The organism is Clostridium sp. AT4, from assembly GCF_001517625.2.
Lineage (GTDB): Bacteria > Bacillota > Clostridia > Lachnospirales > Lachnospiraceae > Enterocloster.
Genome location: NZ_LN999828.1, coordinates 205,785 through 218,879 on the forward strand (window position 1 = coordinate 205,785; position 13,095 = coordinate 218,879).

Annotated in this window: 12 protein-coding genes; 10 read left to right on the top strand and 2 right to left on the bottom strand. The window is 48.0% G+C overall.

The annotated features are described in order from the left end of the window. Positions 1-110: 110 nt before the first annotated feature. The 10 genes from rfbA (at position 111) to BN3656_RS07235 (ending at position 9,843) form a co-directional block, all read left to right on the top strand. Positions 111-1,019 (top strand): glucose-1-phosphate thymidylyltransferase RfbA, encoded by a 909-nt coding sequence (gene rfbA / locus BN3656_RS07185; protein ID WP_066545827.1) that lies wholly within the window; start codon positions 111-113, stop codon positions 1,017-1,019. 5 nt (positions 1,020-1,024) lie between these two features. Further along, positions 1,025-2,047, top strand: a complete 1,023-nt coding sequence (gene rfbB, locus BN3656_RS07190; RefSeq protein ID WP_066545829.1) for a dTDP-glucose 4,6-dehydratase — start codon at positions 1,025-1,027, stop codon at positions 2,045-2,047. 114 nt (positions 2,048-2,161) lie between these two features. Then, a complete protein-coding gene (gene rfbD / locus BN3656_RS07195) occupies positions 2,162-3,022 on the top strand; it encodes a dTDP-4-dehydrorhamnose reductase (RefSeq protein WP_066545836.1) in 861 nt (286 codons plus the stop codon). A gap of 61 nt (positions 3,023-3,083) precedes the next feature. After that, on the top strand, positions 3,084-4,436 hold the full coding sequence (gene glmM / locus BN3656_RS07200; protein ID WP_066545846.1) for a phosphoglucosamine mutase: 1,353 nt from the start codon (positions 3,084-3,086) through the stop codon (positions 4,434-4,436). Positions 4,437-4,596: 160 nt separating this feature from the next. Continuing rightward, the gene (leuA, locus tag BN3656_RS07205; protein ID WP_066545849.1) at positions 4,597-6,264 is read left to right on the top strand and encodes a 2-isopropylmalate synthase; all 1,668 of its coding nucleotides are present in this window, start codon (positions 4,597-4,599) and stop codon (positions 6,262-6,264) included. A 178-nt stretch (positions 6,265-6,442) separates the two neighbouring features. Next, entirely contained in the window at positions 6,443-7,033 is a 591-nt protein-coding gene (locus tag BN3656_RS07215; RefSeq protein ID WP_066545859.1) for a biotin transporter BioY, read from the top strand. A 13-nt stretch (positions 7,034-7,046) separates the two neighbouring features. Further along, entirely contained in the window at positions 7,047-7,859 is an 813-nt protein-coding gene (locus tag BN3656_RS07220) for a TraX family protein (protein WP_066545861.1), read from the top strand. 86 nt (positions 7,860-7,945) lie between these two features. Beyond that, on the top strand, positions 7,946-9,043 hold the full coding sequence (gene glf, locus BN3656_RS07225) for a UDP-galactopyranose mutase (protein ID WP_066545864.1): 1,098 nt from the start codon (positions 7,946-7,948) through the stop codon (positions 9,041-9,043). Positions 9,044-9,060: 17 nt separating this feature from the next. Continuing rightward, positions 9,061-9,624: an NUDIX hydrolase gene (locus BN3656_RS07230; protein ID WP_066545867.1), complete on the top strand. Its 564-nt coding sequence runs from the start codon at positions 9,061-9,063 to the stop codon at positions 9,622-9,624. Then, positions 9,625-9,843, top strand: a complete 219-nt coding sequence (locus BN3656_RS07235) for a DUF3791 domain-containing protein (RefSeq protein ID WP_066545870.1) — start codon at positions 9,625-9,627, stop codon at positions 9,841-9,843. Positions 9,844-10,152: 309 nt separating this feature from the next. Here the strand turns inward: BN3656_RS07235 and BN3656_RS07245 are convergent, their stop codons facing one another. After that, positions 10,153-11,967, bottom strand: a complete 1,815-nt coding sequence (locus tag BN3656_RS07245; protein ID WP_066545873.1) for an aminotransferase class I/II-fold pyridoxal phosphate-dependent enzyme — start codon at positions 11,965-11,967, stop codon at positions 10,153-10,155. 18 nt (positions 11,968-11,985) lie between these two features. Beyond that, positions 11,986-12,942: a glycosyltransferase gene (locus BN3656_RS07250; RefSeq protein ID WP_066545876.1), complete on the bottom strand. Its 957-nt coding sequence runs from the start codon at positions 12,940-12,942 to the stop codon at positions 11,986-11,988. Positions 12,943-13,095: the final 153 nt, after the last annotated feature.

The following is a 13,095-nucleotide window of genomic DNA, read 5'->3' on the forward strand; positions in this document are numbered from 1 at the left end:
ATTCCCAAAATATTGCTTCCAGTATTTGAAAATCAGGGGATTGTATGGTATAGTGGGGAAAGAAATAATGGTCGGATCCGCTGCGCGGCGGATCTGCAAGGAGGAAATATATGAAGGGAATCATACTTGCCGGAGGAAGCGGAACCAGACTGTATCCGCTGACAAAGGTTACATCCAAGCAGCTTCTGCCTATTTACGATAAACCCATGATCTATTACCCGCTGTCTGTGCTGATGAATGCAGGAATCCGGGATATACTGATCATTTCCACACCGGAGGACACGCCCCGGTTTAAAGCGCTTTTGGGAGACGGACATCCCTTTGGCATCAATTTAAGCTATGCGGTTCAGCCAAGCCCCGACGGACTGGCTCAGGCCTTTATCATCGGAGAGGAATTTATCGGCGGCGATTCCGTTGCCATGGTTTTAGGCGATAATATTTTCCATGGACAGGGTCTTACAAAGCGGTTAAAGGCTGCGGCTGCCAGGGAAAAGGGCGCAACCGTGTTCGGCTACTATGTGGACGATCCGGAGCGTTTCGGCATTGTGGAGTTTGATGAAAAGGGAAAGGCTATTTCCATCGAAGAAAAGCCGGAGAAGCCAAAGTCAAACTACTGTGTCACAGGACTTTATTTCTACGACAACCGTGTGGTAGAGTACGCAAAGAACTTAAAGCCTTCTGCCAGAGGAGAGCTGGAGATCACAGACTTAAACCGCATCTATCTGGAAAACGGCGAGCTGGATGTGATCCTTTTGGGACAGGGCTTTACCTGGCTGGATACGGGAACCCATGAGTCTTTAGTTGAAGCTACCAATTTCGTAAAGACCGTAGAAACCCACCAGCACAGAAAGATTGCCTGCCTGGAGGAAATCGCCTACTTAAACGGCTGGATCACGAAGGAGCAGGTTCTTGAAACCTATGAAGTGCTTAAGAAAAATCAGTACGGAAAGTATTTAAAGGATGTTCTGGACGGCAAATATGTGGATAAGCTGAAGGAACAGCAGAGTTTGGAGGAATAGAATCAATGAAGATCATCGTTACCGGCGGAGCCGGATTTATCGGAAGTAACTTTGTACACCATATGGTAAATAAATACCCGGATTATGAGATCATCAATCTGGATCTTCTGACCTATGCAGGCAATCTGGAGAATTTAAAGCCGGTTGAAAATAAGCCCAACTACAAGTTCGTAAAAGGCGATATTGCAGACAGAGCATTTATCTTCGATCTGTTTGAGAAGGAAAAACCGGATATGGTGGTGAACTTTGCGGCTGAGAGCCATGTAGACCGTTCTATTACTGATCCGGAAGCCTTTGTGCGTACCAATGTAATGGGAACTACTACACTGCTGGATGCCTGCCGTACCTACGGTATCAAGCGCTATCATCAGGTGTCAACGGATGAGGTGTACGGAGATCTGCCATTAGATCGTCCGGATCTCTTCTTTACAGAGACGACCCCTCTTCACACATCCAGCCCTTATTCTTCCTCCAAGGCAAGCGCAGACCTTTTCGTGCTGGCTTACCACAGGACCTACGGGCTGCCTGTGACCGTATCCCGCTGCTCCAACAACTACGGTCCCTATCATTTCCCGGAGAAGCTGATCCCCTTGATCATCAGCCGTGCTCTGGCAAATGAGGAGCTTCCCGTATACGGAACCGGTGAAAATGTCCGTGACTGGCTCCATGTGGCAGACCACTGCGAGGCCATTGATCTGGTGATCCACAAGGGCCGCGAGGGCGAGGTTTACAATATCGGCGGACACAACGAGCGCACCAATCTGGAGGTTGTGAAGACCATCTTAAAGGCCCTGGACAAGCCGGAAAGCCTGATCCGCTTCGTTACAGACCGTCCGGGTCACGATATGCGCTATGCCATTGACCCCACCAAGATCGAGACAGAGCTTGGCTGGAAGCCAAAGTATAACTTTGACACAGGCATTGAACAGACCATCCAGTGGTACCTGGACAATCAGGACTGGTGGAAAAATATTTTAAGCGGCGAGTACAGCAGCTATTTTGATAAAATGTACGGAAACCGCCTGTAAATAAGAGAAACAAACGTATGGCTGACGGCGGCAAAGGCACTTAAAGAGAGTACATTTGCCGCTGCCAGCCTTTGTGCCATAGTAGAGATTCTAAAAGAATGAGGAGTTAAGGATATGAGAGTTCTGGTGACAGGTGTAAAGGGACAGTTAGGCCATGATGTGATGGATGAGCTGGCAGCAAAGGGAATCGAAGGCATTGGCGTGGATGTGGAGGAAATGGATATCACAGACGCAGATGCCTGCCAGAGAGTGATAAAGGAAGCAAAACCTGACGCAGTGATCCACTGTGCAGCATATACTGCAGTAGATGCGGCGGAAGACAATGTGGAGCTGTGCCGGAAGGTCAATGCAGACGGAACCAGAAATATTGCAAAGGTCTGCAAAGAGCTGGATATCAAGATGATGTACATCAGTACAGATTATGTGTTTAACGGACAGGGAGAACGGCCCTGGGAGCCGGATGACCACAGAGAGCCTTTAAATGTCTATGGACTGACAAAATATGAGGGTGAGATTGCAGTAGAGCAGAATGTGGAGAAATTCTTTACTGTCCGCATTGCCTGGGTATTCGGCATTAACGGAAAGAATTTCATCAAAACCATGCTGCGCCTGGGAAAGGAACGGGGAGCGGTGAGTGTAGTGGACGACCAGATCGGCTCTCCTACCTATACCTATGATCTTGCAAAGCTTCTGGTGGAAATGATACAGACTGACCGTTACGGCCGCTACCATGCTACCAATGAGGGACTGTGTTCCTGGTATGAATTTGCCTGCGAGATCTTTAAGCAGGCTGGTATGGATGTAAAGGTAAGTCCGGTGGATTCCTCCAGCTTTCCGGCTAAGGCAAAGAGACCATCAAACAGCCGTATGAGCAAAGAAAAGCTCACAGAGAATGGCTTTGACCGCCTTCCCTCCTGGCAGGATGCTCTGGGACGATATTTAAAGGAGCTTAAGAAGGAAGGACAGGAGATTTAGTATCGGGGAAGGCAGCCTGCATGATGCAGGGAAAATCTGAGACAGAGAGGACATAAAAGCAATGGGAAAATATTTTGGAACAGATGGCTTTCGAGGCGAAGCCAATGTGGATCTTACAGTAGAGCACGCATATAAGGTGGGCCGCTTTTTAGGCTGGTACTACGGACAGAAAAATCCGGGAGAGCGCTGCCGGGTTGTGATCGGAAAAGATACCCGCAGAAGCAGCTATATGTTTGAATACTCTCTGGTATCCGGTCTTACAGCTTCCGGAGCAGACGTATTTCTCCTTCATGTAACAACGACTCCAAGCGTTTCCTATGTGGTGCGCACAGAGGGCTTTCACTGCGGCATCATGATTTCTGCCAGTCACAATCCTTATTATGACAACGGCATTAAGGTCATCAATGAAAAGGGAGAGAAGCTGGAAGAAGCAGTGATTACGGAGATTGAGCGCTATCTGGACGGGAAGATGGAGGAGCTTCCTCTTGCAAAGCGGGATATGATTGGACGTACTGTGGATTTTGCAGCCGGAAGAAACCGCTATATCGGATATCTGATCTCGATTGCAACACGTTCCTTTAAAAACAGGAAGGTGGCATTGGACTGTGCCAACGGAAGCGCTTCTGCCATTGCAAAGAATGTATTTGACGCTTTGGGCGCTCAGACCTTTGTGATAAACAATGAGCCCAATGGCCTGAACATCAACACAGACTGCGGCTCTACCCATATTGAACACCTTCAAAAATTTGTAGCAGAGCAGGGCTGCGATGCCGGTTTTGCCTATGACGGTGATGCGGACCGCTGTATTGCTGTGGACAATGAGGGAAATGTAGTAGACGGCGACCGCATTATGTATATTTGCGGAAAATACATGAAAGAGCAGGGAAGCCTGTTTAACAATACGGTTGTTACGACCGTTATGTCTAATTTCGGACTGTACAAAGCCTTTGACAGAGAAGGGATTTCCTATGAAAAGACAGCCGTAGGCGATAAGTATGTGTATGAAAACATGGCGGCTACGGGAAACTGCCTGGGAGGCGAACAGTCCGGCCATATTATTTTCAGCAAGCATGCGACCACAGGAGACGGTATCCTGACATCCTTAAAGGTAATGGAAGTCATGCTGGAAAAGAAGCAGTCTCTGGCAAAGCTGGCTTCTGAGGTGGAAATTTATCCTCAGGTTCTTAAAAATGTAAGAGTAAAGGACAAAATTGCGGCTCAGGAGGATGAGGCAGTTCAGGCAGAGGTGAAGAAGGTAACAGAAGCTCTGGGAAGCGACGGACGGATCCTCCTGCGTTCCTCCGGCACAGAACCCCTGGTTCGCGTCATGGTGGAGGCGGCTGATATGGAAACCTGTGAGAAATATGTAGATCAGGTGATTTCGGTCATGAAGGCTCAGGGGCATTGCATCTGAGACGGAAATCAGCATTGCTGCAATAAAAAACAGGAATATCAACCATAACTATTATGAATAGTAAAAAGCCGTCCCTTGCTTGTAAGTTATAACTCACTATGCTATAATAAAGTAACATTCAAAAGCCTTGAGGAAAATGCTGGAAGGGAGGACATGGGAGATGTTAAATTATAAGAGATATAAGAGAGTGCCGGTGGTAGATTTTCCGGAGCGCACCTGGCCCAATAAAGAAATCATGAAAGCGCCGGTATGGTGCAGCGTAGACCTGCGGGACGGGAACCAGGCTCTGGTGGAGCCCATGGTAGTAGAAGAAAAGGTGGAGATGTTCAACCTTCTGGTGAAGCTGGGCTTTAAGGAGATTGAGGTGGGGTTTCCTGCGGCGTCTCAGATCGAATACGATTTTCTGCGTACTCTGGTAGAGCGCAGGCTGATTCCCGATGATGTGGAAGTTCAGGTTCTGGTACAGTGCAGAGAGCACCTGATCCGCCGGACCTTTGAGGCATTGGATGGCGTTAAAAAGGCCATTGTGCACATTTATAATTCCACCTCCACTCTGCAGAGGGATGTGGTGTTCCACAAGGATATGGAGGAGATCAAGGATATTGCCATTGTAGGCACTAAACTGGTACAGCGCTATGCGGCAGACTGTGATACGAAAATCCGTCTGGAGTATTCGCCGGAGAGCTTTACGGGCACGGAACTGGAGTTTGCCCTTGATATCTGTACTGCCGTTCAGGAAACCTGGGGCGCTACAAAGGAAAATCCCATTATCATTAATCTGCCTTCTACGGTGGAGATGACAACTCCCAATGTATATGCGGATCAGATTGAATGGATGAATACTCATTTCAAAAACAGAGAAAGCATTATCTTAAGCGTACATCCTCACAATGACCGCGGCGAAGGCGTGGCTTCTACGGAGCTTGCCATGCTGGCGGGGGCAGACCGTGTAGAGGGAACTCTGTTTGGAAACGGCGAGCGTACCGGAAATGTGGATATTCTGACCGTTGCTTACAATATGTTCTCTCAGGGTATTAACCCGGAGTTAAACATTGAAAATATCCGTGAGATTGCCGAGATCTGCGAGCGGTGCACCAAGATGGATATCCCGCCCAGACATCCTTATGCAGGAAAGCTGGTATTTACCGCTTTTTCAGGCTCCCATCAGGATGCCATCAACAAGGGAATGCAGTCTCTCAGAGAGAGAAACAGCGAGTATTGGGAGGTTCCCTACCTTCCCATTGACCCTTCCGATATCGGGCGGGAATACGAGCCGATCGTCCGCATCAACAGCCAGTCCGGAAAGGGCGGCGTAGCCTTTGTAATGGATACCTTCTATGGCTTCAAGCTGCCAAAGGGCATGCATAAGGAGTTTGCGGATGTGATCCAGAAGATTTCAGAGAAGCAAGGTGAGGTAGCTCCCGAGCAGATCATGGATGAATTTAAGAAGGAATACTTAGAGCGCAAGGAGCCGATCCATTTCCGCAAGTGCCGGATCACGGATACGGAGACGGCAGACGGCGAGTTTGCTACTCTTGCAAAGGTTGTTTATACGGATCATGGCATGGAAAAGCATTTCGACGGCATTGGAAACGGCCCCATCGATGCGGTTCAGCGGGGGCTGGAGGATGCTCTCGGTATCCATATCAAGGTTCTGGATTATACCGAGCATGCCATGGCCTCCGGTTCCGGAGCGCAGGCAGCCTCCTATATCCATCTGGTAGACCAGACCACAGGAAAGGCAACCTACGGCGTAGGAATCAGCTCCAATATTACCCGGGCGTCGATCCGCGGTATTTTCAGTGCGGTGAACCGGCTGTTTTATTAATAACCGGCAATATTCAGGATTGCAGCAGCGGCGGCTTCCACTCAAAGGAAGCCAGCCGCTGTTTTCTATGGAAAAAAATCCTCTTTCCACAGGAGCTGATTCCTGATAGAATAGGAGGGTGACTGAAAATCAGATTTAATAAAAGGGGCATTTCCGGCCCGGACTTGGAGGAAATATAATGCAGGAAATACATTTAGAGGGACGCCAGAGGATAAAAAGCCAGGAAATGGCATTTACCGGCCTGTTTGCGGCTTTGATCGCAGCAGGAGCCTATATGAGGATCGATATTCCGGTTCAGCCATTTCCCATGCATTTTACGCTGCAGTTCTTTTTTGTGCTTCTGGCAGGCTATGTGCTGGGGGCCAGACGGGGAGCTGCCTGTGTGTGCGTTTACCTGGCAGTGGGATTGGCGGGGATTCCCGTATTTGCAGCAGGCGGAGGGCCGGCGTATCTGATCCGTCCTACCTTTGGTTTTTTGATCGGCTTTGTGGCTGCGGCCTGGATTACAGGAAAGCTGTGCTGGAAGCGTCCGGGGGGAGGGGTAGCCTGGCGGCTTTTTTCTGCCTTTTGGGGCATGATGACGTACTATCTGTGCGGAATGGTATATTTTTATGTGATCAGTAATTATGTGATCCATATGCCGGTAAGCTGGAAACTGGTGGTAATTAACTGTTTTCTGATTACGGCGGCAGAGGACTTTATCCTGTGTGTGATGGCGGCTGTGGTTGCCAGACGGCTGATACCTTTTGCACTGGGGCAGTATCGATAGAAAATGGATATTTATGAAAAATAAAATCACGCATGTTACCTGGACGGAACGAGTATGGCCGGAGAGAGGGCTTAACGGAGCGGCCCTTAAATGGATTGCCATGTGCTCCATGTTCATTGACCATATAGGGGCTGTGGTCCTGGAGTATGGACTGTATTATCAGGGCGGAGCAGAACGGATGGATTTCCTTCTGGAACAGTCATGGGGAGTATTTTTATATCCGCTGTCGCTGCTTCTGAGGATTCTCGGCCGCCCGGCCTTTTTGATTTACTGTTTTCTTCTTGTGGAAGGCTTTGTACATACAAGGGACAGAAAGAGATACGGCAGAAACCTTCTTCTGTTTGGTCTGATATCGGAGATTCCGTTTAATCTGGCAGTGGCAAACAGGGTGTTCGATCCCATGTATCAAAATGTGTTTTTTGAGCTTTTTATCGGCTTTTTAATCCTTTGCTGGATAGAACGGGCGGAGAAGAGGACATATGGACTAAAGGAAATGGATCTGGTCTGTCTGTACACCTTTATCGGCTGCGGAGCTGCGGTCCTTGCAGGAGCGGATTATAATGCCGTCGGCATACTGATTATTGTATTTTTATACCGTTTCAGGAACAGCCGGAGGAAGCAGACTGTGGCAGCAGGAGTGCTGGGTTTTATAGAGACGCTGTTCCCTACTCTGGGAGCAGGGGCGCTGGCAGCGGTGCCCATATGGTTTTATAACGGAAAACGGGGAAAGCAGCAGGCAAAGTTTTTGTTTTACTGGTTTTATCCCCTTCACCTTTTTGTACTTTTTTTGATCAGATGGTATTTTCTTGGGATTCCTCTGGCGTAGGAGCGTGACAGCCAGGAAGATAACTGATATAATGCGGGTATAGGATCAATGGTTCGATCACGGATGGGAAAAGGAGCGGCAATCATATGAAAAAATACGATTATATTCTGGTAGGAAGCGGTCTTTATGCAGGCGTATTTGCCTGGTATGCAAAAAAACAGGGGAAAACCTGTCTGGTTCTGGAAAAACGGGATCACATAGGGGGAAATATTTACTGCGAGGATGTGGAGGATATCCATGTACATAAGTATGGAGCCCACATTTTCCATACAAGCAATAAAAAGGTGTGGGAGTTTGTCAATTCCCTGGCAGAGTTTAACCGGTATACCAACAGTCCGGTGGCAAATTATAAGGGCGAGATGTATAATATGCCCTTTAATATGAACACCTTCAGCAAGATGTGGAACCTTTCCACTCCTGCCCAGGCGAAGGCGATCATTGAGGAACAGAAAAAAGAAATCCAGGGAGAGCCGAAGAACCTGGAGGAGCAGGCTATCAGTCTGGTAGGCCGGGAAATTTATGAAAAACTGGTAAAGGGCTATACGGAGAAGCAGTGGGGCAGAGACTGCAAGGAGCTTCCTTCCTTTATCATCCGCCGTCTGCCGGTGCGTTATACTTATGACAATAATTATTTCAACGATCTCTATCAGGGAATCCCCATCGGCGGCTACAATGTGATGATCTATAAGCTGTTCGAGGGATGCGAGATTGAAACCGGAGTGGACTATCTGGAAAACAGGGAGTATTACAACAGCCTGGGCGGCACGGTGGTTTATACGGGAACCATTGACGGCTTTTATGATTACTGCTTCGGACGGCTGGAATACAGGAGCCTGCGGTTTGAAACAGAGGTGCTGGAGGAAGAAAATCATCAGGGAGTGGCTGTGGTAAATTACACAGACAGGGAAACTCCTTATACCAGGATCATTGAGCACAAGCACTTTGAGTTCGGCACTCAGCCAAAGACTGTGATTACCAGAGAGTACCCCGTATCCTGGCAGGAGGGAATGGAACCCTACTATCCGGTGAATGATGAGAAAAACCAGGCATTATACCAGAAGTATGCAAAGCTGGCAGAGAAAGAGGAGAATGTAATCTTTGGAGGCCGTCTGGGCGAGTATAAGTATTACGATATGGATAAGGTGATCGAATCTGCCATGAAGAAGGCGGAAGAGATATTTTAAAAGAGGGGGCAGACAGGATGGATGAGTTAAGGCAGCTGGTAGAAGCGTATGTTCCGTATAATGAGCAGGAAGAAAGAGATCGGGAGCTGATATTAGAGCAGATTGATTCCGGACGGGATATATTGACGAGAAATAATAAAAATGCCCACATAACCGTTTCCGGCTGGGTGGTAAGCCCGGATCGTAAAAAGGTCCTGATGGCCTACCACAATATTTACCGCTCATGGGCCTGGCTGGGAGGCCATGCGGACGGAGATGAGGATGTAAGACGGGTTATCAAAAAGGAAATACAGGAGGAAAGTGGGCTTACAGAAGTGAAATTCCTTTCGGATGAGCTGTTTTCGCTGGAAATCCTCACCGTGGATGGCCACGAAAAAAGAGGTGAGTATGTATCCTCTCATCTGCATCTGAATGTGACCTTCCTCCTGGAGGGGGATACAGAGGCGCCTCTGGCTGTAAAACCTGATGAAAACAGCCGTGTGGGCTGGATTCCGGCAGATGAGATAGAAAGCCGGTGCAGCGAACCGTGGTTTGCGGAGCGGATTTATTCTAAGTTGGGTGAGAAGGTGAAGAGGATTTGAATGAGCGAACAGAAGGAGAAGATAGGTTTTACCGTTGCCTGTGTAAGTGAATTTGCCCAGCAGCATAATATCAGTTTACAAGAATCATTTCGCTATCTTTTTCAATTTAAGGGCATTGCTTTTATAAAAGAAAATTATGAAGTGGAGCATACGTTAGATTTTGGAACAATCGTGGAAGATCTGGAAATACTGTGCCGTAAAAACGGAGGTATACTGTGAAAGTGAATCGAAAAACAGGCAGACCATTTTTCGGGCGGATTTTCTATGTATAGAATGGGGGGCGGGAAATAGATAGCCTAAAACAGGGGGGCATTGTGACTGGACAAGTCACAATGCCCCCCTGAAACTTTTCTCTTAAAAAGAGAAAAAGATGGCTAACGATAACCACCTTTCTCTCCGTTCCATGTTATAATGGAACTATGCTAAAGCAAAATTATTATAACGATTTTTGAAATTGGGAAACAAAAAATTAACTTTTGTTTCTTCAAATTGCATTTACCTGATGACGATTCTGTAAAGAGTTCTTTTTTACACCAAAACCGCTCTCAACGCATCCACCAGAACATCATCCTCTTCCTGGTTTCTCACTGCCAGCCGCAGGAACTGGCGGTTATCAGCAGAGAGCTTGGAGGACAGATCCTTTACCAGACAATGGTACTGATTTAACAGCCGTTCTGTGACCTGGCCGGCGCTGTGGCCGCCTGTAAGCTCGATCATCAGATAATCTGCCTGGGAGGGGATTACACGGATTCCGGGGATTTCGCCCAGGGCTTTCGCGAAGCGTTCCCGTTCTGCCTTTACCTTTACCAGAGCCGCGGCATAATCGTTTCTGTACTTTTCTTCAATCTGCATATAGAACTCCCCTAAGGAGTTGATATTCCAGATCGCTACCTCTTTTTTCAGCAGGCAGATGCGGGCTTTATTGCCGCTGGCAGCAATCCCTAAGCGCAGTCCGGGAATGCCGTAGGATTTGGAAATGCTCTTTATAACCGTAAGATGGGGATACTCATCTAAAAGCTCTTCCTGTAAAAGGGTGGCATTTTCCTCATCTGCAAAGTCAACAAAAGACTCATCTGCAATCATATGAATGTTTCGTTCGCCCGTCCATCGGATCAGCCGCAGCATATCCTCTCTGGGAATGTAGTTTCCGGAGGGATTGTCAGGATTGACCACGGTCAGACAGCTGATATCCTTATCCTCAAAAAAGTTTATCAGATCGTCAGCCGTATAGGAAAAGTTATCGTTATCCGGATAATATGGAACAACTTTGTCTGACTCATACCGGTTGGCATATTCTTCAAAGGTCGGACGGATCACGCCAAGTTTTCCAGTTGTATGACCGATGAGAGCCTTGATCAGTTCGGCGGCTCCATTTCCAACCAGAATCTGATCCTGGCGGAGAGAGAAGTTTCTGGCAGCCAGAAGGGAATTTACATACATTCCGGAAGGATACTGGCGGATCAGTACATCAAAATTGGATCGGATTTCATCCAGCATCTTTTTGGGCGGATAGTAGCTGTTTACCAGATAACAGAAATCCAGCATGCCGGGATAGCGCCAGTAGCCTCCGAACCGGCGGCTGATTAAGGCGGTGCGCTCTTTTTCAGGGGCAAACATGGATTCTGCAATATCCAGATCCTGAATATCGTCAATTTCGTACCATTTCTGGTCAGGGCTCAGACGTTTGGCCTTGATGCCGGGATCATCCAGAGCCACCAGCACCTTTAATACCTGCTCATAGTATTCGTTGTTTCCCAGAGCCTTTGTGTATGCTTCCAGGAAAGGAACGTAGTGGGTACGGGAAAATTCACGGCTGAATTTATAAAGATTTACCGTTTTATAATAATCCTCGATCTCTGAGAAACGGAACTGCTTTTTGGAGATCATATCTACGATGTCATCCTGCTCAGACAGGCGCGCGCAGGTTCCGTCCATCCAGGATTCGTATTTTGCCACCAGAGCCAGACTGTCTCTGGAATCATTTACCAGACAGTCCAGGACAGAATCCTCAAAGATCACATCCGATTCCAGAAGAAGGGTATCCTCCTCCAGAAGATAGTCCTTTGCCAGAAACAGGGAATAGATATTGTTGGTCTTATTATAAATGGGGTTGTCTACAAAGACCACAGGAGTTTTGATATCAAGAGTGCGGATATGCTCCATGAGTTTCTGGCCTTCATATCCCACCACGATCACGATCCGGGAAAGGGAGCAGCGCTCCAGCTGGCTTAAGGTGCGGTTGATCATGGGAACCCCGTTTACCTTTACCATGCATTTTGTGTTATTTTGTGTCAGCTGCTTCAGGCGTTTTCCCATACCTGCAGCAAGAATCATTGCCTGCATAGTGTTTGTTCTCCTTCGTTATATTCGTTTGCCGCTTCCGGGCAGATAGTCTTTACAGATCCCATTGGGCGTTTGGCGCAGGCCCTTTAATACCGCTTTATAGATTCCGGCCCGGTACCGCCGCATGGCAGGCTGATTTCCCAGAAGGGCCAAAAGGGAGTCCAGCACAATATGAGCCAGATGATTTAAAATAATATAGGCCATATAGAGGAAGGGATGCCGGGAATAGGTTTTCCCGATGTCAATGGCGTTGCGGAAGCCGTAGTAATTTTTCCAGCTGACCGTGGGAGCATCCCCAGGTGGAGCGGTACGGTGGTTTAAAACCGCGGTATTTACATTCAGGATCCGGGATCGGCTGTGAAAGCGCATGCAGTACTCCGTATCGTCAAACCAGATAAAATATTCCGTTTTTGGAAGGCCGATTTCCCGAACCAGAGAAGCCTTTACAAGGAGGCCGCAGAAGGTACTGATATCGTATTCAAAGGAAGGTGTTCCATAGGATGCTTCAGGAACCGGTTCATAGAACATAAACGTGGGGCATTTTAAAAAGCGCCGGTGGCTGGTATCAATGGCTCCCTTTGTGGTGACGGTGCCGGAGTAGGCCAAGTATTCGTGACTCAGGATGGCCTTTTTAAGCTCGGCTATATAGTCAGGTGCGATCATGGCGTCATCGTCAATAATTAAAATCCAGTCGCAGTCCGTGGCAGACAGACGTTTCATTCCATAAGCAAAGCCTCCTGCGCCTCCCAGATTTTCCTTAAGACGGCAGATATCAAAAAAAGGCCCGGTACAGGAGTCGGTTTCAGCCTGAAATGAGGCCGGCAGGTTTTTCAGCCAGTCTGCTGTCCCGTCACTGCTGTGGTTGTCTACAATACATATATTGGAAAATGGTTCGGTCTGGGACAGAACGCAGCTTACGCATTCCTTTAAGAGTGCAAGGCGGTTATAGGTTACAATGATAACTCCGAATTTCAAGGGCTCCTCCTTCCATGATCTGCCGATCCGATTATGGTTCTGATTATAAGTCATTTAAGGGGGTATGTCAAACGGGATTGCAGTCGGCAGCTTCCGCAAGGGGTACAGCACACTGCAAAAGCGGATGAGCTCCAAATCGGATTGCACCCTGCC

What these genes read in the sequence shown, in the direction of transcription:
- rfbA (WP_066545827.1), top strand. Translation starts at nt 111, where the DNA reads ATGAAGGGAATCATACTTGCCGGAGGAAGCGGAACCAGACTGTATCCG.
- rfbB (WP_066545829.1), top strand. Translation starts at nt 1,025, where the DNA reads ATGAAGATCATCGTTACCGGCGGAGCCGGATTTATCGGAAGTAACTTT.
- rfbD (WP_066545836.1), top strand. Translation starts at nt 2,162, where the DNA reads ATGAGAGTTCTGGTGACAGGTGTAAAGGGACAGTTAGGCCATGATGTG.
- glmM (WP_066545846.1), top strand. Translation starts at nt 3,084, where the DNA reads ATGGGAAAATATTTTGGAACAGATGGCTTTCGAGGCGAAGCCAATGTG.
- leuA (WP_066545849.1), top strand. Translation starts at nt 4,597, where the DNA reads ATGTTAAATTATAAGAGATATAAGAGAGTGCCGGTGGTAGATTTTCCG.
- BN3656_RS07215 (WP_066545859.1), top strand. Translation starts at nt 6,443, where the DNA reads ATGCAGGAAATACATTTAGAGGGACGCCAGAGGATAAAAAGCCAGGAA.
- BN3656_RS07220 (WP_066545861.1), top strand. Translation starts at nt 7,047, where the DNA reads ATGAAAAATAAAATCACGCATGTTACCTGGACGGAACGAGTATGGCCG.
- glf (WP_066545864.1), top strand. Translation starts at nt 7,946, where the DNA reads ATGAAAAAATACGATTATATTCTGGTAGGAAGCGGTCTTTATGCAGGC.
- BN3656_RS07230 (WP_066545867.1), top strand. Translation starts at nt 9,061, where the DNA reads ATGGATGAGTTAAGGCAGCTGGTAGAAGCGTATGTTCCGTATAATGAG.
- BN3656_RS07235 (WP_066545870.1), top strand. Translation starts at nt 9,625, where the DNA reads ATGAGCGAACAGAAGGAGAAGATAGGTTTTACCGTTGCCTGTGTAAGT.
- BN3656_RS07245 (WP_066545873.1), bottom strand. Translation starts at nt 11,967, where the DNA reads ATGCAGGCAATGATTCTTGCTGCAGGTATGGGAAAACGCCTGAAGCAG.